Origin of the sequence: Roseinatronobacter sp. S2 (genome assembly GCF_029581395.1) — a bacterium.
Classification (GTDB): Bacteria; Pseudomonadota; Alphaproteobacteria; order Rhodobacterales; family Rhodobacteraceae; genus Roseinatronobacter.
Window position 1 is genome coordinate 1,638,279 of the sequence record NZ_CP121113.1, and the last position, 20,971, is coordinate 1,659,249.

At 58.4% G+C, this 20,971-nt stretch carries 20 protein-coding genes and 1 tRNA gene; 10 read left to right on the forward strand and 11 right to left on the reverse strand.

The genetic code is table 11. The annotated features are described in order from the left end of the window. Positions 1-77: 77 nt before the first annotated feature. The 4 genes from P8S53_RS07765 to P8S53_RS07780 all read left to right on the forward strand — a co-directional run bounded on the left by P8S53_RS07765 (position 78) and on the right by P8S53_RS07780 (position 7,249). Positions 78-587, forward strand: coding sequence for a hypothetical protein (locus tag P8S53_RS07765; protein ID WP_277806567.1), 510 nt, complete (start codon positions 78-80; stop codon positions 585-587). Then, entirely contained in the window at positions 584-2,821 is a 2,238-nt protein-coding gene (locus tag P8S53_RS07770) for an ATP-binding protein (RefSeq protein WP_277806568.1), read from the forward strand. The genes P8S53_RS07765 and P8S53_RS07770 overlap by 4 nt, the downstream gene beginning before the upstream one ends. Before the next feature lie 83 nt (positions 2,822-2,904). Beyond that, positions 2,905-6,540: a PAS domain-containing protein gene (locus P8S53_RS07775; protein WP_277806569.1), complete on the forward strand. Its 3,636-nt coding sequence runs from the start codon at positions 2,905-2,907 to the stop codon at positions 6,538-6,540. A gap of 97 nt (positions 6,541-6,637) precedes the next feature. Beyond that, on the forward strand, positions 6,638-7,249 hold the full coding sequence (locus tag P8S53_RS07780) for a response regulator transcription factor (RefSeq protein ID WP_277806570.1): 612 nt from the start codon (positions 6,638-6,640) through the stop codon (positions 7,247-7,249). A gap of 22 nt (positions 7,250-7,271) precedes the next feature. Here the strand turns inward: P8S53_RS07780 and P8S53_RS07785 are convergent, their stop codons facing one another. From P8S53_RS07785 to P8S53_RS07800, 4 genes are all read right to left on the reverse strand, one after another. Continuing rightward, the gene (locus P8S53_RS07785; protein ID WP_277806571.1) at positions 7,272-7,985 is read right to left on the reverse strand and encodes a response regulator transcription factor; all 714 of its coding nucleotides are present in this window, start codon (positions 7,983-7,985) and stop codon (positions 7,272-7,274) included. A gap of 272 nt (positions 7,986-8,257) precedes the next feature. Beyond that, complete coding sequence (locus P8S53_RS07790) at positions 8,258-8,524, reverse strand: PepSY domain-containing protein (protein ID WP_277806572.1); 267 nt, start codon at positions 8,522-8,524, stop codon at positions 8,258-8,260. 131 nt (positions 8,525-8,655) lie between these two features. Further along, positions 8,656-9,684, reverse strand: coding sequence for an aldose epimerase family protein (locus P8S53_RS07795; RefSeq protein WP_277806573.1), 1,029 nt, complete (start codon positions 9,682-9,684; stop codon positions 8,656-8,658). A gap of 197 nt (positions 9,685-9,881) precedes the next feature. Continuing rightward, a tRNA-Val gene (locus P8S53_RS07800) sits at positions 9,882-9,957 on the reverse strand. 112 nt (positions 9,958-10,069) lie between these two features. Here P8S53_RS07800 and P8S53_RS07805 point away from each other — a divergent pair. Beyond that, a complete protein-coding gene (locus P8S53_RS07805) occupies positions 10,070-10,363 on the forward strand; it encodes a hypothetical protein (RefSeq protein ID WP_277806574.1) in 294 nt (97 codons plus the stop codon). A gap of 110 nt (positions 10,364-10,473) precedes the next feature. Then, positions 10,474-10,656 carry a hypothetical protein gene (locus P8S53_RS07810; protein ID WP_277806575.1) on the forward strand — a complete coding sequence of 61 codons (183 nt, stop codon included), beginning with the start codon at positions 10,474-10,476 and terminating at the stop codon, positions 10,654-10,656. A 96-nt stretch (positions 10,657-10,752) separates the two neighbouring features. Here the strand turns inward: P8S53_RS07810 and P8S53_RS07815 are convergent, their stop codons facing one another. Next, positions 10,753-11,517 (reverse strand): alpha/beta fold hydrolase, encoded by a 765-nt coding sequence (locus tag P8S53_RS07815; RefSeq protein ID WP_277806576.1) that lies wholly within the window; start codon positions 11,515-11,517, stop codon positions 10,753-10,755. 40 nt (positions 11,518-11,557) lie between these two features. Beyond that, positions 11,558-12,853, reverse strand: a complete 1,296-nt coding sequence (glyA, locus tag P8S53_RS07820) for a serine hydroxymethyltransferase (protein WP_277806577.1) — start codon at positions 12,851-12,853, stop codon at positions 11,558-11,560. 235 nt (positions 12,854-13,088) lie between these two features. Here glyA and P8S53_RS07825 point away from each other — a divergent pair, with 235 nt between their 5' ends. Then, positions 13,089-13,850, forward strand: coding sequence for an NAD kinase (locus P8S53_RS07825; protein WP_277806578.1), 762 nt, complete (start codon positions 13,089-13,091; stop codon positions 13,848-13,850). 109 nt (positions 13,851-13,959) lie between these two features. On the opposite strand, the gene tkt is transcribed toward P8S53_RS07825, so the two are convergent. Then, positions 13,960-15,978: a transketolase gene (gene tkt / locus P8S53_RS07830; protein WP_277806579.1), complete on the reverse strand. Its 2,019-nt coding sequence runs from the start codon at positions 15,976-15,978 to the stop codon at positions 13,960-13,962. Between the two features lie 217 nt (positions 15,979-16,195). Here tkt and P8S53_RS07835 point away from each other — a divergent pair, with 217 nt between their 5' ends. Both P8S53_RS07835 and P8S53_RS07840 read left to right on the forward strand, forming a co-directional pair. After that, the gene (locus P8S53_RS07835) at positions 16,196-16,714 is read left to right on the forward strand and encodes a hypothetical protein (protein WP_277806580.1); all 519 of its coding nucleotides are present in this window, start codon (positions 16,196-16,198) and stop codon (positions 16,712-16,714) included. Beyond that, on the forward strand, positions 16,707-17,096 hold the full coding sequence (locus P8S53_RS07840) for a cell division protein ZapA (protein ID WP_277806581.1): 390 nt from the start codon (positions 16,707-16,709) through the stop codon (positions 17,094-17,096). The genes P8S53_RS07835 and P8S53_RS07840 overlap by 8 nt, the downstream gene beginning before the upstream one ends. A 110-nt stretch (positions 17,097-17,206) precedes the next feature. On the opposite strand, the gene P8S53_RS07845 is transcribed toward P8S53_RS07840, so the two are convergent. From P8S53_RS07845 to P8S53_RS07860, 4 genes are read right to left on the reverse strand one after another with little or no spacing between them, the layout of a single operon-like run. After that, complete coding sequence (locus P8S53_RS07845; protein ID WP_277806582.1) at positions 17,207-18,001, reverse strand: hypothetical protein; 795 nt, start codon at positions 17,999-18,001, stop codon at positions 17,207-17,209. Between the two features lie 14 nt (positions 18,002-18,015). After that, on the reverse strand, positions 18,016-18,492 hold the full coding sequence (locus P8S53_RS07850) for a TrmO family methyltransferase (protein WP_277806583.1): 477 nt from the start codon (positions 18,490-18,492) through the stop codon (positions 18,016-18,018). Further along, positions 18,489-19,226, reverse strand: coding sequence for an RlmE family RNA methyltransferase (locus tag P8S53_RS07855; RefSeq protein ID WP_277806584.1), 738 nt, complete (start codon positions 19,224-19,226; stop codon positions 18,489-18,491). Before P8S53_RS07855 ends, P8S53_RS07850 begins: the two co-directional genes overlap by 4 nt. 17 nt (positions 19,227-19,243) lie before the next feature. Next, positions 19,244-20,392, reverse strand: a complete 1,149-nt coding sequence (locus tag P8S53_RS07860; RefSeq protein ID WP_306417840.1) for a Ppx/GppA phosphatase family protein — start codon at positions 20,390-20,392, stop codon at positions 19,244-19,246. Between the two features lie 263 nt (positions 20,393-20,655). On the opposite strand from P8S53_RS07860, the gene P8S53_RS07865 reads away from it, so the two are divergent. Beyond that, positions 20,656-20,961, forward strand: a complete 306-nt coding sequence (locus P8S53_RS07865; RefSeq protein WP_277806586.1) for a virulence factor — start codon at positions 20,656-20,658, stop codon at positions 20,959-20,961. Positions 20,962-20,971: the final 10 nt, after the last annotated feature.

The following is a 20,971-nucleotide window of genomic DNA, read 5'->3' on the forward strand; positions in this document are numbered from 1 at the left end:
TGACACAGATGGGAAGAATTTGTCGATGCGCTAAGTCGCAGACAGATTTGACTTAACACTTGTGCAAGGATTGAAGAATGCTCGGATTTACTCGCTATCTGTTACCGTTTTTTTTGCTGTTTTCCACCAGCCCGGTTGCCTCACAAGCTCTTGACCAGCCGCAGGGCACTGTTATTCTTGAAATTTCCGGACAGGTTGCCGTTACAAACACCGAAGGTGCCGCGCAGTTCGATCTGGAAATGCTTGAAGCGCTGGACCAGCTTGTCATTGATGTCGAAACCCCTTGGCATGAAGGCCCGCAGCAGTTTTCCGGTCCGCGACTTGTTGACCTGATGGCAGCCGTCGGCGCAGTGGGGTCCGAATTGCGCTTCGTTGCCATCAATGATTACGCCGCCAACATGCCTTGGGACGATATTCAGGCCCATGACGTCATTCTTGCCTCGCGGCAGAACGGGGATACGATGTCAGTCCGCGACAAGGGGCCGTTATTTGTCATCTACCCGTTCAACGAAAATCCCGAATTGCGCAATGAAGTCTATTACGGGCGTTCGGTCTGGCAGGTGAAAGCGATTCAGGTGCTTCCTTGAAATTTCCACGACGCCATCCATCAAGCCTTTGGCGCGACCGCGCTGGCGTCGTATTTCTAAGCATTGTTGCATTACTTAGCGTGCTGACCGCGTGGATGCTGTTCTCGCGGTTGCTGGATACGGAACGTGAAATGGATTCGGTCGTTCGCGAAGATGCGATGTGGGCAATCTTCCAGTCTGACAGGCATTTGCGCCAACTTGAAAGTCTGGCTTTCCTGATTGTCGAAACAGGTGACCCCGGGTTGCATGATCAGTTCGTGCGCAGCTATGATATTCTATACAGCCGCGTCAGCCTGATTGCAGGCGGCACATTCTTTCTGGATCTGAGCAGTGACGGGAAGCTGTCACAGCGCGTGACTGCGTTTAACCAGTATATAGTCGCGCTTGCCCCGCGCATTGACGCGCTTGTGCCAGAAAGCGATGACTACCTGTCGGAAATGACTGAAGTTGCCACGCAACTTCAGGCGCAGGCACAACTTTCAAATGACCTTGTTCTTGGGGCGAATGCGGCGATCAACGCCATGCGTGTTGATGACAGGATCTTGCGGCGTGAAATACAAGATCAGCTTGCGTTGCTCGCGCTGGTGCTTATCCTGGCATTCTTGGGTATTTTCGCGCTGTTGATGACGCAATTGCGCCGGATTGCCAGATCAAACCGGCACATGGCCTTGTTACAGGAACGCAGCCGCAGGCAGGCCCTGCGGGCGCAAGCCGCCAGTCGCGCGAAATCGGCGTTCCTTGCCACCATGAGTCATGAAATCCGAACCCCCCTGAACGGCATTATCGGGTCTGCGGATCTGTTGTCATTCGCGCCGCTGCCGCACCAGCAAATGCGCCGGCTGGATACGATCCGCGCATCGGCGGCCCTGTTGCGCGACCTGATTGATGGCATTCTGGATTTCTCCAAACTGGAAGCGGGGCAGTTTGAGGGGCGCTCGGGCGAGTTGGACCTTGATGAATTGCGCGACCTGATGACCAAGGCATTCGAGGGGCAGGCGCAAGAGGCGGGTTTGACGCTTACAGTAGACATGCCGTCGGGCAAAGTTGTGACAAATGATGCGCGCGTGCGTCAGGTCATGATCAACCTGATCGGCAACGCGATCAAATTTACGCCGGAAGGGTGCGTTCAACTGCGCGCGATCCTGCAAGGTGATGATGTTTTGCGTATCGAAGTCGAGGATGACGGGATCGGAATTGCACCGGAAGATATGCCGCGCCTGTTTCGGGAATTCAGCCAGTTGGATGGGTCATACGCCCGCAAATACGGTGGCAGCGGTTTGGGATTGGCGATTTGCAAGCGCATTATTGACGGAATGCAGGGCAGGATCGGGGTGCAAAGCACGCTGGGCAAGGGCAGCTTGTTCTGGTTCGAAGTGCCGGTCCGCAAGGTGGTTGATGCAGATGCCCCGCAGCCTGAAGATTCAAGCGCTGTCGGCATGCAGGACCCGCCCAACGCGCTGCATGTGTTGGTGGTTGAAGATAATGAAATCAACCTGGACGTGATGAAGGGAATTCTGGAGAATTTGGGCCACCGGTGTTCGGAGGCACGAAATGGCCATGAAGCGGTCACTTTCTTGCAGAATATACAACCTGATATTGTGCTTATGGATATGCAGATGCCGATAATGGACGGGGTGGCGGCGACACGCGTTTTACGCGGCATGGGCCTGACGCTGCCTGTCATCGGGGTGACCGCCAATGCCTTTTCCGAAGATCGCGACGCCTGCCTTGATGCCGGAATGGATGCGTTTGTGCCCAAGCCGGTGACCAATGCGGTGCTTGCACGCATTCTGGCGCAGTTCACGCCTGACACTGGCACACGCACAGATTCCGCCCCTGCCGGTGCTGCTCATGTCGACACGACAGCGGAGCAACCCGAGGATCTGCCGGTGTCCGTGGGCGTGATGGATAACCCGCAGCTTGATGATCTTGTCGCAGCGCTTGGTCTGGATATCGTGGCATCCCTGATCGACCGGTTTGAATCCGACATCACGGTATTGCAAAATGATCTGGGCGCGGTGATCAACGATGGGGACAGCGCGGCGCAGGATGACCTGTTGCACACGTTCAAGGGTGGCGCCCTGACCTTGGGCATGATGGGTTCGGGCGCGTATGCGCAGGAAATGCGTGCGAACTTGCCGCTGCATATCGGGCAGCTGGATCAATTGCTGACATTGGCACATGACGATATTGCGCATGCGCGACAGTCCCTGAACCGTCCGGCCGTTGCATGACAGACGACGCAGAAAATAGCTGGTCCGGTGCGGTATCAAAATTCGTGCAGGCCTCGTGCATACGAGGCGACAGACTGCCCGCGATGTGTGCTTTGCTTGCAGCCTTGTCGCGCGGGATCGACGCCAAGGCGTGTGCGCTGGTGGCACTGCAAGATGAAAGACTTGTGTGCATCTGTGCGTCTGACATGGACCACATCCCTGACCTGCAACGCATTGACAGCGCGGTTTTATGGGCGGGGCATCGCGCGCCCGCGGGCATATATTCGGTGGTGGTGCGGGGGCTGGATGACAGTGTGCAGCCGCTTGCGATTGTCGCCCAGCTGCCTGACGGGGGCGCGCTTGCGCTTGATGCCAGAAACAAGCTGCAAGATGCAGCCGCACTGCTGGATATGGCGCTTGCAAAACAGTCAGAGGTGACGCGCAGCGCCGCGTTATCATCGTTGAAGGATACGACGTTTCTGGAAAGAACCTTTGATTCGACACCGGACAAGGGCACGCGCGATCTGTTGGGGGCAGTCCTGCATCGCTTGACCGAAGCACAGGCGCTGAGCGTGGAATTGATTGATGCCCTTCTTGGCGCCCCGCTGGAGGAGTTGGACACCGCCATAGGGGCCGCGCTTTTGCGGATGGGGCGGTTTTGCGGGTCTGACCGCACATATGTTTTTCAGGAAACCGGGCCAGACAGTATTTCAAACACCTATGAATGGTGTGCCGATGGCATTGGGTCCGTCAAGGACCAGTTGCAGGACATCCCCGCCGCAGTGGCAGATCCCTGGTGGCGGGGTTTTGATGCTGACGGGCATGTTTATGTCCCTGATGTTCTGGCCCTGTCCAAGGGGTCAGAATTGCGCAACACCTTGCAAGAACAGGGCATAAAGTCGCTTCTGGCGGTTCCGCTACAGCATGACGGGCGCGTTCTGGGGTTTGTCGGCTATGATGCCGTGCGCCAGAAACGTTCGTTTTTACCGGGCGAGATTCACCTGCTGAAATCCGTTGCAAATGTCATTGCGACACTCCTGATGCGGCGCAAGACGGAAGCGGACGTTGATGAAGCGCGCCGACATAAGGAACTGGAACGCCAGAAGCTGCGCGCAACGTTAAGTGTGCTGCCCGATGTGTTGTTGGAATTCGACGATGATATGCGGGTTACGGGCTATCATGTGAATGACCAGATGAACCTGCCGATCGCGCTGGACAGTCTTGTTGGCAAACCCCTGCAAGACTGTCTGCCTGCACATATCGGTGCCTTGGCGGATCAAATCCGGTCGGAACTGGAAGAGAAGGAACTGGTCACCGGCTACCAGTGTTCACTGGATATGGCAGGCAGGCAATACTGGTATTCGGTGTCTGCCGCACGTCGTCCGGCAGATGTTGACGGGCGCGGCGGTTATGTTGCTGTAGTGCGTGACATTACGCAATCGCATACCCAGCGTATCGAGATCGAGCGCCTTGGCCAGATTGCGATGAACAGCACCAACCTTGTTGTCATCACCGATGCCAAGGGGCGGATTGAATGGACCAACCCCGCGTTTGAACGGCGCACAGGTTATAAACTTGCGGATGTGCTGGGCAAAAAACCGGGCGCGTTTTTGCAATCCCCCCTGACGGACCAGAACACCATCGCGAAAATACGCAAGGCACTTGCTTCGGAATGCGCAATCACATGCGAAGTGTTGAATCGCACCAAATCCGGTGAACTGTATTGGGTGGAGCTGGCGATACAGCCGATATTTGGCGATTCCGGCGATCTGACCGGCTTTATGTCTGTGCAGACGGATTTGACCCAATACCGCATTCATGCGCGCAATCTTGAACTTGCCCTGAAGGCCGAACAGGCCGCCCGTGCGCAGCTAAGAAGTGCGGTCAGCATCATGCAAGACGCGTTCATTCAGTATGATGCCGATCAGAAACTGGTGCTGTGCAACGACAGGTATCGTGATCTTTTTGTGGAATTGTGCCCTGTTCTTGTGCCCGGAACCCGCCTGTTCGACATTCTTTCCGCCGGGGTGGCGCATGGCTGCTTTGCGCAGGATGTTGCCGATAAGCAGGCATGGATTGCCGCCCAGTTGAAGGGCTTTCATCTGAAATACACCCAATCCAGCGTGCACAACCTTGCGGGGCGTTGGTATCGCCATATTCAACAGCCGACACCGGATGGCGGGCGCATCGCAATCCTGTCTGATATAACCGACCTGAAAGATGCCGAGCAGCGCGCCCTGTCGGACCGTGCGCGCGCTATGGATGCATCGCGCGACGGGATCGCGTTGTTGACTGAAGATGGTATTATAACCTACGCGAATGCGGCTGCGGCGCAGATATTCAACCAGTCCGGCCCTGATCTGGTGCTGGGCCATTTCTGGCGCGACATGATCAGCAGCGCGGGCGACGCGTCATTGGACGAGGTGGTCGTTCCGGCATTTGCCGCCCACGGGTTCTGGCAGGGGCAGGCCACGGCACGGCGCAGTGACGGCAGCGTTCGCGATGTGGAAATCTCGGCCACGCGCAGTAGCGATGGCGGGATCTTGTGCATTTTGCGTGATATTACGGAAAAGCTGCATATCGAGATTGAACAGGAACGTCTGCGCGAGGAACTTGCGCTTGCGCGCCGCCGCGAAGAGGTCGGCCAGATTGCGGCGGGCCTGACGCATGATTTCAACAATCTGCTTGCGGCCATTTCCGGTGCGGCCAGCCTGATTGAAGAAACCGGCGCGGCCGACAGCAAGGCCCTTGCAGAAAATATCGGGTCCGCAGTTGAACAGGCTTCGGGTTTGGTGCGCCGCATGATGGCCCTGGGCAAAAAGAAGGTCGACAAGGCGCTGATAGATCTGTGTGTTCCGGTGCGCGATGCTGTCGATCTTGTCCGCGCCGGGTTGCGCCCGCCGGTGCAGTTGCACCTGAACATGCCGCGAAGCCCCGTTATGTGCATGGCTGACCAGACCGCGGTGATGCAAACCATCCTGAACCTGTGCATCAATGCCCGTGATGCTGTCAGTTCGCAGGTGTCCGAACACGCAGAAGGCAAAATAACGGTTTGCATGGATGCCCCTGATCCCGATGACGCGCGCCGGGCGTTTGATATAGGAACCTGCCGCGATGGTCTGGAATATATAAAGATTACAGTGTCCGACAATGGGCCGGGTATGTGCGCGGCAACACGCGAAAACATGTTCACACCCTATTTTTCCACCAAGGGGGAACGTGGCACGGGCCTTGGGTTGGCTATCGTCGTCGGGGCTGTCCGGGACCATGATGGGGCGTTGGCCGTGGAAACCACACCCGGGCAGGGAACCGTCTTCACCATCATGTGGCCGTTGGACAGCCCCGCCCGGAAAAGCATATCTGCGGCCCGCAAGGGATGCCTGCACGGCGCATCGTTTCTTGTTGTTGGGCATGATACCCGAAAACTGCGCGCATTGACCGGGTTGCTGGAAAATGCAGGCGGGTTGGGCGTGCCATGTGACAGCGCCACGGACGCCGAAGAGTTTCTTTTGGCAGAGGTTGCAGGCTGGGATATGGTTGTTCTGGACGGGTCCATTTGCAAAAGCGCCGCAACCAGTGTGATCAAGGCAATACATCGGGCCAGAAACGATCTGCCGGTTGTCGTTCTGACGGAGAATGAGGGGGAGGGCGACGAATTCATTGGCGCCACACTTGTTTTTGATGAGCCACGAAATAGGTCTAATTTGCTACCGAAAATTATGAAACTGTTGAAACAATGAATATGCGCGGTTGAGTGTATCTGGAAATATGAACACGGCGTATGAATGTCGGGTTCAGTTTCTTTGTTGACTTTGACCATTACAGAAAGGAACAGGGATGCGTATCTTGATCGCGGATGACCATGATCTTTTGCGTGATACCTTGGTTATGTTCCTTTCCAGCGCTGGCGATATTCAGGTCGATGGCGCAAACAGCTATGCGCAGGCCGTCGCATTAATGGAAGGCGAAGAACCATACGATCTGCTTTTACTGGATTACCGTATGCCCGGCATGAATGGCCTGAACGGCTTGAAGGATGCGCTGGAACACAAGCGTGCGGCGCATGTGGCGCTAATGTCGGGCGATGCGCCGAGATCTGTTATTGACGAGGCGCTGAGTGTGGGCGCGGCAGGTTTCGTTCCCAAGACATTGCCCGCGAAATCCCTGCGAAACGCGGTGACCTTCATGTTGATGGGCGAAACCTATATGCCTGCCGGGTTTTTGCAAGATGCAGACGGGCGCGCCGATCCGGTTTTGCAAGACCTCAGCAGGCGCGAGACGCAGGTGTTGCGGGGGTTGTGCGACGGGAAATCAAACAAGGAGATCGGTCTGGATCTGTCCATTTCCGAAGCTACAGTGAAACTTCATGTAAAGACAATCTACCGCCATCTGGGCGTAGCCAACAGAACTCAGGCAGCCATGCTCGCACGCGATCTTGGGTTCAACTGAGTTCTGCCGGACAGCGCCGCATTCATGCTGACATTGCATAATTTTCCGGGGCGGGTTCGTCTGCACACTCCTTTATCATGTAGCCGCGGCCCCAGACCGTTTGAATCGGGCAATTCCCGTCCAGTGCATCAGATAGCTTCTTGCGAAGCTTGCAGATGAAAACATCAATAATCTTGATGCTGGGTTCATCCACACCCCCGTAAAGCTGGCTCATCAGCATGTCTTTGCTCAGTGTTCTGCCTTTGCGCAGGGCCAGTGTTTCAAGGATATCATATTCCTTGCTGGTCAGCGTCAGCATGTTGCCATGGGCCGTGACAATACGCGCGTCCAGATCAATGACCAGATCGCCAATCGTGACCTTGGTGTTGATATGTCCGTTCGCGCGGCGCACAACTGCCAGAATTCTTGCGCTAAGTTCGTCAATCTTGAACGGCTTGGTAATATAATCATCCGCGCCTGCGCCCAACGCTTCAACCTTGGTCGATATTTCCATATCGCCCGACAGGATCAGGATCGGGTAGCTTATTCCCTTGCGGCGCGCCTCGCGCAACACATCCAGCCCGGATTCCCGCTTCAGGCGAAGGTCCAGCAAAACAGCATCAAATGGATATAATTCCATCATTTCCAATGCGGAACGACCATCTGACACGATGGTCGCATTGAATTTTCTTTGACCCAGCAGGGCTGCGATGGTTTGCGCCATCAATCCATCGTCTTCTACAATCAGGACTTTCACTCTACATCTCCAGTTAGCGGTTCATCTTCCTTTAACTGTGACGCATTGTTCAAATTTTCTCAAAAGGGAAGGTGGATAAAAAATGCGGCGAAAACAGGACTTTCCTACCTGTTTGCGCAAGGACCTATCCGAACGGGTAGGTGCCATTCGATTGGCCAAAGACCTGTTCAAAAAGCTGCCGCTGGTCCGCCACATTGCCGCCCCAATTCGCCTTGTTTTAACCACATCTGACTTGCTGCCCGCAGGCACTGCACGGACAGGGCGAATCGGTTTCAGCGATGAAGCATGTCATCCTTCGTTTGGCCCGTTACAGGGTCTATTTTCAGATCGACCTTCCTGCCATCGCGGGCAAAAAATTCGACATCCCAATAGCCGTCATCATCCCATTCAATTTCGTCAATCCAGGCGATGTCATACTGGCTTTCCAGTCCTGCGACAATCTCGGAGAGGGGCAGGGCCTGTGCCGGGGGCTGCCGGTCCGCAAGGGCGGGTGCCGCACTCATGGCGAGTGCGACGGGGAAAATATAGCGCAGCTTCATCCAACTCTCCTGTCTGTCGTGTCAAACAGGTATGGATTTCAGCCGGGCGTTCAACGGCCTGGTTCTGACAATTTGCGTGATGCGCGGAATTCTGCCCTGTCTGGGTCAGCTATGCGCGTCACGGGCCAGTGTCATGTGCCTGCGTCCGGGTCCGGTTGCGCCTTGCCAAAGACATAGCGCGTGCTTTGGCTGTATTGTTCATCCGGTCGCAAGATCGCGGAAGGAAACGCGGGGCGGTTCGGCGCGTCGGGCCATGCCTGCGCTTCCATGGCAATGCCCGCGAACGGACCGTAGCGCCGATTGCCCAGCCCCTGAAGCCCGTCTTTCGGGATTTGCGCACCCGTATAGACCTGAAGCCCCGGTTCGGTGCTGTCCATCCGCATGGATATGTCAGATGCCTTGCTGCGCAACCATGCCACAGGGCGCAGGGGCATTTGCTGCAACGACAGGCAGAAATTATGATCCAGTGACTGCCCCGACAGGCTGCGCGCTGTGCAAAAATCGAATGCGCCGCCTGCAACGGGTTCAATTCTGCCAGTTGGAATAAGCGCGTCATCAACAGGCAGATAATGCTCTGCGTCTATTCGCAGATCATGCTGCGCAAGATTGCCGGTGTCATCAAGAATGAAATAGCCGTGATGCGCAAAACTGCATGGTGTCGCATGGTCCGTGCTGGCCTGAATGTCGAACTGGAGTGTCCCGCTGGCGGGCAGCGAGATTGTTGCGCGCACATCCAGATTGCCCGGAAACCCCATGTCACCATCTGGCAGGTGCAAGGCAAGGGTTACACTGTCGGGGGCCTGCGCTGTGATTTGCCACAACTGCTGCGAACTGCCCTGTGGCCCGCCATGCAATGCGTGCCCGCCGGGGCTGTTGGCCGGAATTTGGTAGGTCTGGCCATCAATTTCAAACGTTGCGCCCGCGATGCGATTTGCAAACCGGCCCACAATCGCGCCGAAAAACTGCATCTGGTCCAGATAGGGTTCTGGCGATTCTGCCCCAAGGACCAGCGGATGCGCGACACCGTCCATGCGCAAATCCTGCACAATGGCACCAAGCGTCAGGACACGCGCGACCATCCCGCCGCCACGCAAGGTGATCTGTTCAACCAGCCGACCATCAGGAAGGTGGCCGAACACGGCGCGCGCAGGATCAGGCATTGTAAGCTACTTTCGTTAGTTATCTGGTGATGAAGGGTGACCTATTATCCACGGCATTGCAAATCAAACGCCGTGATTGCCCGGTATGCGCCCGACCACCCGACCTGCGATGCAACGAACCCTGCCATCGAAACACCGCATTCTGTCCGTCAGGTAACCGCGAACTTCGCAGATCTTGGCCTGGTATTTGGAAGTTCTGGTGGGTGATGAGAGACTCGAACTCCCGACATCTTCGGTGTAAACGAAGCGCTCTACCAACTGAGCTAATCACCCGCTGCGCCTGCGTTTAGTCAGATTCGCGCGCGTCTGCAATATGGGAACAGCATTGTTTCGTGCAAGATTGCAGTTAATTTTATTTTAACCAAGGCGTGAAATCCTGTGACTTATGTTTAAATGGATTTTCATCCCCGTTTTGTTCATTGCAGCATGCGATTCACCTTCGCCATGGCTGGCGCATGGCACGGCCACATCCGTCACTGCGGCAGGGTATGCGATGACTGTCTGGCAAGCGGGTGATAGTGTCGAGGTTATTCGCCATGGCTACGCGCCGCGCCGCGACCAGCCACGGCTGCGTCCTGCGATGGCGGGCGCTATTGTTGATGTGACAGGGTGCGAAATTCGTCCGGGCACGTTGGAAGGGGACAGTGGCGTGCTGCGCGCGAAGCTGGATTGTGGCTGAGTGTTAATCTGGACCGCGTGATAAATTTTGTGATCGAATTTGCGCCAAATCAAGGTTCGCGCGTCCGGAATATGGTTGCTGTGGTGCATTCATTTGACACGAGGGCGACCATGACCAGAATGTTTCCACTGATTTTCAGTATTGTCGGCGTAACCTGTGCGGGTATCGGTGTCGTTGTTGCGCTGTCCATCGGGCAGGACACGCTTCAGCCGATTCTCGGATGGGCTGCGGGGGGGGCTGTGGTCGGTGTGGCCGCAAGCTGGATCATCGCGCGCAAGCTGATCGAAAACTAAGCTGTATTGCGCCAAGCCCGAAATCAGTCTGGCGCATTTCAGCAGGCGAAATCAACAGGCGTGCGCGTGCTGCGTGACGGATGCAACCCACCGCGATCAGTCGAACCACATGCGCGCGGTCGCTTCAAACGGGCGCGGGGCTTCTGCATGTATCCAATGGCCTGCGTCCGGTATTTTGGCGAATTTCGCGTCCGGAAACAGGGCTTTGATGGCGGGCCGGTGTTCGGGCAGGACATAATCGGACTTTGCCCCGCTCAGGAACAGGGCAGGGCCGTCAAAGCTGCCCTGCACATCATCGGGCCAGCCGGTGATGCGGCCCATCTCATGTTCCAGCACATCCAGATTCAGGCGCCAACGCGGTGGTGAGGCGCGCAGGTCCAGCGATTGCAGCAAAAACGCCCGCACGCCCGGGTCCGCGACATTGGCCCCCAGTGCTGCATCCGCATCGGCGCGGGTTTTCAGCGCTGAAATATCCACGGCGCGCATCGCGGTGATGAAATGCGACTGGCTGTGCGCATAGGTGACGGGCGCAATATCGGCGACCAGCAGGCGGTTCACCAGTTCAGGCCGTGTCAGCGCCAGCATCATCGCAGCCTTGCCGCCCATGGAATGGCCCAGCACATCCATTGCGACACCTTCGGCGGCGATGACCTGCGCCAGATCACCGGCCAGATCGTCATATCCATGGCTGTCATACCACGGGCTTTCGCCATGGTTGCGCATATCCACGCTGATCACGCTGCGGCTGTCGCCCAGCCGTTTGGCAATGGCCCCCCAGTTGCGCGCGGACCCGAACAGCCCATGCACAATCAGCAGGGGCGGCAGGTCAGTGGGCGTGCCGTTTCGCAAGATGTTCAGCATGGGGACATGGCCTGCGCGAATGCCGCACAGGCCCCTTTTGTTACAACTGTGGATAGATGGGGAAGCGGGCGCAAAGTGCCGCAACCTCGGCCTTGACGCGGGCTTCGACGGACGCATTTCCATCTTCGCCATTTGCGGCCAGCCCGTCGACAACAGCCACGATCCAGTCCCCGATCTGGCGGAATTCGGCTTCGGTAAAGCCGCGCGTTGTGCCTGCGGGCGACCCCAGACGAATGCCGCTGGTGACAGTGGGGCTTTCGGTGTCAAACGGAATGCCGTTCTTGTTGCAGGTGATATGCGCGCGCCCCAGTGCCTTTTCGGTCGCGTTGCCCTTCACGCCTTTGGGGCGCAGGTCCACCAGCAACAGGTGCGAATCCGTGCCGCCTGTCACAATGTCGACGCCGCCCTTGACCAGCTGATCTGCCAGCGCCTGTGCGTTCTTGATCACCTGTTTCTGGTAGTCGATGAAACCAGGTTGCAGCGCTTCGCCAAAGGCGATGGCCTTGGCGGCAATCACATGCATCAAGGGACCGCCCTGAATGCCGGGGAAAATGGCCGAGTTGACCTTTTTGGCGATGGACTCGTCATTGGTCAGGATCATGCCGCCGCGCGGGCCGCGCAGGGTTTTATGGGTGGTGGTGGTGGCAACATGCGCATGCGGGAACGGGCTGGGGTACAGCCCCGCCGCGACCAGCCCTGCAAAATGTGCCATGTCGACCAGCAGAATGGCCCCCACGCTGTCGGCGATTTTGCGCATGCGGGCGAAATCGATGATGCGCGGAATGGCAGACCCGCCCGCAATCAGCATCTTGGGCTGGTGTTCCTGGGCCAGCGCTTCGATCTGGTCGTAATCGATGGCGTAATCTTCTTGTCGCACGCCATATTGCACCGCGTTGAACCATTTTCCCGACTGGTTGGGTTTCGCGCCATGGGTCAGGTGGCCGCCTGCATCCAGAGACATGCCCAGAATGGTATCGCCCGGTTTCAGAAGCGCGGTGAACACACCCTGATTGGCCTGCGACCCCGAATTGGGCTGCACATTGGCAAAGCTGCAATCAAACAATTTGCAGGCGCGTTCAATCGCCAGATTTTCGGCCACATCCACATATTGGCACCCGCCATAATAGCGCCGCCCCGGATACCCTTCGGCATATTTGTTGGTCAGCACGGACCCTTGCGCGTCCATAACCGCCCTGGAGACGATGTTTTCTGATGCGATCAGTTCGATCTCGTCGCGCTGGCGGCCCAGTTCGGCCTGCATCGCGGCAAAGATTTCTGGGTCGCGGCTTTCGATCGCTTCGGTGAAAAAGCCAGTATCGCGTGGTGTCGTATCCATTGGGCAGCCTCCGGAAGGGTCTGATCAGGGTTCGGGGATCAATTAGCGCATGAAGGCCCTTTGGAAAAGGCTTGATTGCGGCGCAAGGGTGCGGTTCAGCGACCCATCTGCACGCGCGGGTTTCCTATTGGCGCGCTTGGGCTGGCATGGGAACCAGCCCTTGCCAATCGGGGTTGTTACAGGTCACATGGCGCGACAGACCCTGACACCCGACCCTGACACCGCAGAGGATAGCATGTCTGCAAATATTGCCTTTCTGGCCAGCGCGGCCCCGGACGCACAAGCGGCGTTATCGGATCTTAGCGCGCAATACGGGAATTGCCCGCTGGACAGCGCGCGGGTGATTGTCGCCTTGGGGGGCGACGGGTTCATGTTGCAGACGCTGCATTCCACCCAAGCGCTGGACACACCCGTTTACGGCATGAACCGCGGCACGGTCGGGTTCATGATGAATGCCTATAGCACGGACGGATTGCTGGCGCGGCTGGAACAGGCGGAAATGGCCGTGCTGAACCCCCTGCGGATGAGTGCGACGCGAATCGACGGGACCAAGGCCGATGTGCTGGCCATTAATGAAGTGTCGTTGTTGCGACAGGGTGCGCAGGCCGCGAAGCTGCGCATCGTGGTTGACGGGCGGCAGCGGCTGGATGAACTGGTCTGTGATGGCGTGATTCTAAGCACGCCTGCGGGTTCAACCGCCTATAATTATTCGGCGCATGGGCCGATCCTGCCCATCGGGTCGGATGTGCTGGCGCTGACGCCTGTTGCCGCCTTTCGCCCCCGTCGCTGGCGCGGGGCGTTGCTGCCCAAGGACAGCCATGTGCGTTTTGAAGTCATCGACCCTGCAAAACGCCCGGTCATGGCCGATGCCGACAGCCGGTCGGTGCGCAATGTGCTAAGTGTCGATATCAGGTCGGACAACCGCATTGCGCATAAGCTGCTGTTTGACCCCGGCCACGGGCTGGAAGAACGCCTGATCCGCGAACAATTTGTCTGACCCCCCCCCAGCAAGCCATGAAAAAGCCCCGCGCGCAGGTGCGGCGGGGCTTTCGTGTTTTGATACACAAGTCCTTGGGCCCATGCTTGGCACGCGCCCGCAGGGGGGCTTACAACAGCTCCTTGACCTTTTGCGCGACATCTTCGGCGGTGATGCCAAACTGCTTGTAAAGTTCGGGCGCGGGTGCCGATGCCCCGAACCCGTCCATACCTACAAAACCGGCCTTTTCGCGGCGGCCACGTTCATCGCACAGCCAGCGGTCCCAGCCAAAGCGCACGCCGGCTTCAATGGCCACGCGCACGGGGCCTGCGGGCAGAACCTTGCGGCGGTAGGCTTCGGGCTGGTCCGCGAACAATTCCCAGCAGGGGAAGGACACAACGCGTGTGCCAATCCCTTCGGCCTGAAGCAACTCGCGCGCGGCCATGGCGATTTCCACCTCTGACCCTGTTGCCATCAGGATGGCCTGACGTTTGCCTGTTGCCTCGGCCAGCACATAGGCCCCTTGCGCGGTCTGGTTCTTGACCTTGTGATCAAGGCGCAGCGTGGGCAGGTTCTGCCGGCTTAACGCCAGCACTGAAGGTGTGCTTGGCGCGGTCAGGGCAATTTCCCACGCTTCGGCGGTTTCCACCGTGTCGCAGGGCCGGAACACATATGTGTTGGGGGTGGCGCGCAAAATGGCCAGATGCTCAACCGGCTGGTGCGTTGGCCCGTCTTCGCCAAGGCCGATGGAATCATGCGTCATCACATAGGTGACGGGCGCGCCCATCAGTGCCGACAGGCGCATGGCCCCGCGTGCATAATCGGTGAAGCACATGAATGTGCCGCCATAGGGTTTGACACCGCCATGCAGCACCATGCCGTTCATCGCCGCAGCCATACCGTGTTCGCGAATGCCGTAATAGACATAACGCCCCTTGCGGTCATCGGCGCTGAACACGCCCAGACCTGCGGTCTTGGTGTTGTTCGACCCTGTCAAGTCCGCAGACCCGCCCATGGTTTCGGGCATGATTTCGTTGACAACTTCCAGCACCATTTCCGATGATTTGCGCGTGGCCACCTTGGGCGCGGTTTCGCTGATCTGTTTTTTCAGCGCGCGGATGGCGGATTCCAGCTTCTTTGGGGCCTCGCCTGCCATGCGGCGGGTGAATTCGGCCTGTTTGGTGCCCGACAGCTTGGCGAAACGGTCTTCCCATGCGGTGCGAGACTCGGCGCCTTTGGCGCCAATGCTGCGCCATGCGTCCAGAATATCGGCAGGAATGTCGAATGCAGCATGCGGCCAGCCATAGATTTCCTTGGTGGCGGCAATTTCCGCATCGCCAAGGGGCGATCCATGCGCGCCGTTTGTGTCGGCCTTCTTGGGGCTGCCAAAGCCGATGGTGGTCTTGCAATCAATCAGCACAGGGCGATCAGACCCTTTGGCCGCTGTCAGCGCGCGGTCAATATCGGCAGGGTCATGCCCGTCGCACGACAGCACTTTCCAGCCAGCGGCGGCGAAACGCGCGCGTTGGTCGGTGGAATCCGACAGGCTGACGCGCCCGTCAATGGTGATGTCGTTGTTGTCCCACATCACGATCAGGCGGCCCAGCTTCTGGTGGCCTGCCAGCCCGATGGCCTCGTGGCTGATCCCTTCCATCAGGCAGCCGTCACCAGCGATGACATAGGTGTAATGATCCACGACTTTGGGGCCGAATTCGGCACGCAGTTTTTCTTCTGCCATGGCGAAGCCCACAGCGTTTGAAATGCCCTGACCAAGCGGGCCGGTCGTGGTTTCCACGCCCTTGACATGGCCGTATTCGGGATGGCCTGCGGTGATGGCCCCCCATTGGCGGAAATTCTTGATCTGCTCCAGCGTCATATCTTCATATCCGGTCAGATACAGCAACGCATAGATCAGCATGGACCCGTGACCGGCAGACAGGATGAAACGGTCGCGATCTGCCCAATCGGGGTGTTTGGGGTCGAATTTCAGGTGCTTCTCGAACAGCACGGTGGCCACATCAGCCATGCCCATGGGCATGCCGGGATGGCCGGAATTTGCGGCCTGCACCGCATCCATGGCCAGCGTGCGGATGGCGGTGGCTTTTTTCCAGTGTTCTGGGTTGGCTTGACGAAGGGCGGCAATATCCACGGGCAGCGGTCCTTATGAGGCGATGTTTGCGCTCTCCATAGCAGTCTGGGCCGCAAGTTCAAGCAAAGGCGGCCCTTGGCGGGGCTTTGCATTGGCAATGTTGGAAAAACGCCGGTTTGGTTGTAGGCTTTTCAAGATAACCTTGGCTGACTTGCCAGACGTGATTCGGCATGACAAAAAGAGAATTCGGAACAGGGCGACAGAAAGCAGGACGTATATGAGCGATATAAAAAATCTGGAGCAGCGCATAATTCGCGCGCTCGACCGGATTTCGCGCAATGTGGACGCGGCGCGCGCCGCACCGGCGGCAACGGCCCCACAGGTGGAGGCCCCACAAGTTGCGCAGGCCCCGCAAGAGATGGAAGAGCTGCGCGCCCAACTGGACGCGGAACGCGCCAAAACCGCCCAGCTGACCGAACGGGTCAATGCCGTGCGCCAGCGGCAGGAAAGTTCCTTTACCACGCTGGAACGCCGGTTGGCCCGCATGACCGAACAGCTGGATTTGCAAAGCCTTGAAATGCTGCGCCTGAAAAAGGCCAATACCAAACTGATAGAAGCCAACCGCCAGTTGCGCGACGGACATGAGGCTATGGTGATTGAACCCAGCGCAATCAACCGCTCGCTTCTGGCCGAACTCGAAGCCTTGCGCGCCGAGCGTGCGGCTGACATGGTCGAGATGGAAGATGTTCTTGGGGAGTTGAAGCCCTTGATCGCGACAGGGGATGACCATGCCTGAACAGACTATCATCATTGGCCACAAGGAATTTCAGGTTGCCTGCCAGCCCGGTGAAGAAGGGTTCCTGCTGGCGGCTGCTGAAATGCTGGACGCCGAGGCGCGCACCCTTCTGGACCAGATTGGCCGTGTTCCGGCAGAACGTATGTTGCTGATGTCCGGCCTGATGCTGGCCGACCGCACCGCAGGTGTCGAAGACAAACTGCAAGCCGCCGAGGCGGAACTGGCGTCCTTGCGCGAAGAAATCTCGCGCCTGCATGCCCGCCCGATGCCGGAGCCGCGCCATGTGGAAGTGCCTGTCGTGCCACAAGATATCACCGACGCGCTGACCGAACTGGCCGCACGCGCCGAAGCTGTGGCCGATGATCTGGAGCAGGGCAAGTAAGGTCGGGACTTTCGCCGTTTGCGCGGCGGGCTTGCGCCCTTTGCTCCGCGCCTTTGTGATATTGCAAACGCGCAGCATCGCGCGCACCGCCAGATAAACCCGTTCACAAGCTACGGGGCCACATGGCGCAATGCCGCGCGCAATGCCCCGCCAAATTCCGGATGGGAATAAATGTCATTATGCCGCGCCGCAATGCGCGCGGTATGCAACGTGACGCGGTCAGCATCCTTCAGCCCTGAAATCAACGCGTCCGCGCGGGCGATGCCGATCACCTCGTCGTTGCTGGCGGCCACAATGGCGACAGGCAGCGGCCGGTCGCGCAGATCGGTTAACGGGTCCATGTCATGGCGCAGCAGCCATTTGACGGGTGCCCATGGCATGCTGTCACGCGCCACATTGCGCAGATTGTCAAAGGGTGTGACCAGAACCACACCCTGCACATCGCGCACAGCCCCCAGATGCGCAGCAGCCCCGCCGCCAATGCTGAACCCTACGGCTATGACACCCGCTGCACCGTCAGTCATATGGTCATGGATCAAGACCGCATCGTCGCGCAAGGCCTGCGCAGACGGGGTGCCGATGCTGGGTGCATAGCCACGAAAATGGAAGGCCGCAACGGGGTGGTCGGGGGCGTGCTGGTGCAAAAACAGCGCCATGCTTTCGGCGTTCCACGCATTGCCGCCAAACCCCAGCAGCAGGGCCGTATCATCGCGCCGCCCCGGTATGCGCACCCCGTGCAGCAGATCCCCGTCAGGGGTATCAAGGGTCAATCGCTCCGTCCGGTCGGGCAGGGGCGGGGCGGGGCCTACAAGGCTGCGCGGAAAGATCATCGAGGTCTGGAACGCGGCCAGAAGGGCCACAATCAGCACATAGAGGGCAACAGCCACCAGAACCAGTTTCAGCACACCCCCCATTGTGCTTAGGCCGGAAGCTGGTCGGCGCGTGGCATGTGCGGCTTGATATCTATCAGCGGCGTGCCGTCAATCGCGTCAATGGCATCAATCGTAACCCGCCCTGCACCCGCATCCAGCGCCACAACCCTGACCACGCCCATGCCAATCGGATTTGGCCGTGCGGGGGAACGCAGGTTAAACGTGCCAGTCGCCGTGTCACGGTGGCGCGGCATTTGGCGTATCAGGTCACGCGGCGCGCGGTCCATCCAGTATAGCAACACCAGCGCATCCCCCACCGCGATCCCGTCAAGGCCCGCGCGAAACTGCGGTTCAATCTGAAGATGCGCGGGTTTTGCGGCCTCGCGCGCCTGTGCGATATTTTTGGGGCAATCTTCCAGCGACCATTGGCTTTCTATATGGCCGATAAATGTAATCTCGGCCTGCATCGGGAATGGCGCATCAAGATGTTCTTCACCAGGGCGTGTGGCAAAGCGATCCTTCATTCGGGGGCGCTTTCGGCGTTACCTTCACGTCCGCCGCGAAATCCTTGGGCAACAACATATTTTTCCGAACTGTCAGACCGGCTTGCAGGGGGTTTGACATTGGCCACCTTTTTAAAGTTCTGCTTCAGCAGGCGCTGCAACTCGCCTTCGGCCCCGCCCGCCAGCACCTTGGCCACGAATGTGCCGCCTTCTTCCAGCACGTCAAAGGCAAAATGCGCCGCCGCATCGCAAAGCGACATGATGCGCATATGGTCCGTTTGCTTGTGCCCGCTGGACGCGGCCGCCATGTCCGACATCACAACATCGGCCGGCCCGCCCAGCCATTCCTTGACCAGATCATCCGCGCCTTCATCCAGAAAATCCAGCACATGAACTTCGGCACCGGGCAGGGGTTCAACGTCTTGCAGGTCCACGCCCAGCACATAGCCCGTGCGTTTGCCCTTCTTTTCACCCAGCGAATTGACCCGCGGCACGGCAACCTGCAACCAACCACCCGGCGCGCAGCCCAGATCGACGACCCGCGCGCCGGGCACAAGGAAGCGATACTTGTCGTCCAGTTCCAGCAGCTTGTATGCCGCCCGCCCGCGATAGCCATCGCGCCGCGCCGCCGCCACATAAGGGTCGTTCAACTGCCGTTCCAGCCAGCGCGTGGACGACAGTTTGCGTCCACGCGCGGTCTTGACCTTGACCTTCAATTCGCGGCTGCCGCGACCGGATGTATTTGGTGTTTTCATTTATCTTGCGCCTTTCGTCAGGCTTTCATGTCAAGCGCGCCATCGCGGCTCATCTGCGCGTAAAGCAGCCCCTCGCGCAACCCGCGATCGGCAACCGACATACGTTCAGTGGGCCAAACGCGCATTAATGCGGTCAAAATTGCAGCCCCCGACATGATTTGCGTGTGCCGGTCGCGCCCGATGCTTGGGTCTTGTCTGCGCCCGATGGGACCAAGGGCCAGATATTCGCGGATGACCTTGTCCACCTGTCCCGAATTCATCACCAGCCCGTCCACCTTGGACCGGTCATAGCGTTTCAGCCGCAGGTAAGACGCCGCAACCGTGGTAATTGTCCCTGATGTGCCGATGATCTGAAAGCCCTTATGCTGTGTCAGATCGCTATAGGGGGTGAAGGCTTCGAGTTGTTCTTCGAAATACCAGCTCATCAAGGCAAAGCGCGCCGCGTCGTCATCGACATCGGAAAAGTAATCCTTCAGCGTAGCCACACCCAGCGGCACGCTGATCCAGTCAATGACCTGCGGTTTGTCGGCCACGGGATCGCGGTTGAACGCGCCGCGATACATGCCCATGATGGCATTACGGCGTTTTTCAGGGGCTACACGCGACAGGTCTATCCACACCAGTTCGGTTGACCCGCCGCCAATATCGACCACCAACAGCTGTTCGGTTTCAATCGCCACAAGCGACGCGCAGGACACCACTGCCAGACGCGCTTCTTCTTCGGCGGTGATGATGTCAAGGCGCAGGCCGGTTTCGGCATGGGCGCGGCGAATGAAATCGCGGCTGTTGCGGGCACGCCTGCACGCTTCGGTCGCAACAAGACGCATGCGTGTGACCTTGTGGCGTTCCAGTTTGGCGCGGCAAATCCGCAGCGCCTGCAAGGTGCGTTGCATCGGATGATAGGACAGCAGGCCCGACGATTTCAGGCCGGTGCCAAGTTCAACTGCTTTTGAAAAGCTGTCCACGACTTCGAAGTGCCCGCCATGGGGGCGGGCAATCAACATGCGACAGCTATTCGTCCCCAAATCAAGTGCCGCATATAATTGCGGCGGCCTTGGCTTGGGGTGGCGCGGTGCCTTTGCCGATTTTCGGACAGCGGCAACTGGTGCCGCGCCGTGCGTCGAGTTCGGGAAAGCGCCCACGCCTGCGGGACGCTCGGGCGTCATATTTCGCCCTCCAATATCGTGTTACGTCAAAGGTAATCAACCGACCCGGAATAAGCAAGTGTTTGCGCGTGCGGGCGGGGCGGGTAATTCGTCATCGCAGTCATAATGAAGTTGAAAGATTTGACGGGAGCGCCCACTCGCTTTTCGGGGGCGTGCGGGGTAGGTCTGACAGGTCGGCACAGCGTGGGCGCTGGTCGCAATCGGGCGGGATTTGTCCTGCCGCAGATGCAACCATGGGGCAACGCACGCATGAAAGGGAAAACATGGCTTCGCTTGTGATTGTTTACTGGCGCGATATTCCTGCACAGGTTATCGCGGGCAAGGGGCGCAATGCGCATAAGATCCAGCTTTCCGAACGGTTTGAACAGGCCATTGACCGCTGCGCCATGAAGGTGGGCGCGCGCGACGCCGATGCCTATCTGGCAGAGTGGCGCAAAGCGCCGCCTGTGGACGTCGCTGGAAGTGATGAAGATGTCGCGAAAACCACCGCAGAGCAGCTGGAAGCGCAGTATGACGCAGACAGGCTGAAGCTGCTGATCGCCAATGATGGTTGGGCGGCGAAGGTCTGACAAATATGAC

What these genes read in the sequence shown, in the direction of transcription:
- P8S53_RS07765 (WP_277806567.1), top strand. Translation starts at nt 78, where the DNA reads ATGCTCGGATTTACTCGCTATCTGTTACCGTTTTTTTTGCTGTTTTCC.
- P8S53_RS07775 (WP_277806569.1), top strand. Translation starts at nt 2,905, where the DNA reads ATGTGTGCTTTGCTTGCAGCCTTGTCGCGCGGGATCGACGCCAAGGCG.
- P8S53_RS07780 (WP_277806570.1), top strand. Translation starts at nt 6,638, where the DNA reads ATGCGTATCTTGATCGCGGATGACCATGATCTTTTGCGTGATACCTTG.
- P8S53_RS07790 (WP_277806572.1), bottom strand. Translation starts at nt 8,524, where the DNA reads ATGAAGCTGCGCTATATTTTCCCCGTCGCACTCGCCATGAGTGCGGCA.
- P8S53_RS07795 (WP_277806573.1), bottom strand. Translation starts at nt 9,684, where the DNA reads ATGCCTGATCCTGCGCGCGCCGTGTTCGGCCACCTTCCTGATGGTCGG.
- P8S53_RS07805 (WP_277806574.1), top strand. Translation starts at nt 10,070, where the DNA reads ATGTTTAAATGGATTTTCATCCCCGTTTTGTTCATTGCAGCATGCGAT.
- P8S53_RS07810 (WP_277806575.1), top strand. Translation starts at nt 10,474, where the DNA reads ATGACCAGAATGTTTCCACTGATTTTCAGTATTGTCGGCGTAACCTGT.
- P8S53_RS07815 (WP_277806576.1), bottom strand. Translation starts at nt 11,517, where the DNA reads ATGCTGAACATCTTGCGAAACGGCACGCCCACTGACCTGCCGCCCCTG.
- glyA (WP_277806577.1), bottom strand. Translation starts at nt 12,853, where the DNA reads ATGGATACGACACCACGCGATACTGGCTTTTTCACCGAAGCGATCGAA.
- P8S53_RS07825 (WP_277806578.1), top strand. Translation starts at nt 13,089, where the DNA reads ATGTCTGCAAATATTGCCTTTCTGGCCAGCGCGGCCCCGGACGCACAA.
- P8S53_RS07835 (WP_277806580.1), top strand. Translation starts at nt 16,196, where the DNA reads ATGAGCGATATAAAAAATCTGGAGCAGCGCATAATTCGCGCGCTCGAC.
- P8S53_RS07840 (WP_277806581.1), top strand. Translation starts at nt 16,707, where the DNA reads ATGCCTGAACAGACTATCATCATTGGCCACAAGGAATTTCAGGTTGCC.
- P8S53_RS07850 (WP_277806583.1), bottom strand. Translation starts at nt 18,492, where the DNA reads ATGAAGGATCGCTTTGCCACACGCCCTGGTGAAGAACATCTTGATGCG.
- P8S53_RS07855 (WP_277806584.1), bottom strand. Translation starts at nt 19,226, where the DNA reads ATGAAAACACCAAATACATCCGGTCGCGGCAGCCGCGAATTGAAGGTC.
- P8S53_RS07860 (WP_306417840.1), bottom strand. Translation starts at nt 20,392, where the DNA reads ATGACGCCCGAGCGTCCCGCAGGCGTGGGCGCTTTCCCGAACTCGACG.
- P8S53_RS07865 (WP_277806586.1), top strand. Translation starts at nt 20,656, where the DNA reads ATGGCTTCGCTTGTGATTGTTTACTGGCGCGATATTCCTGCACAGGTT.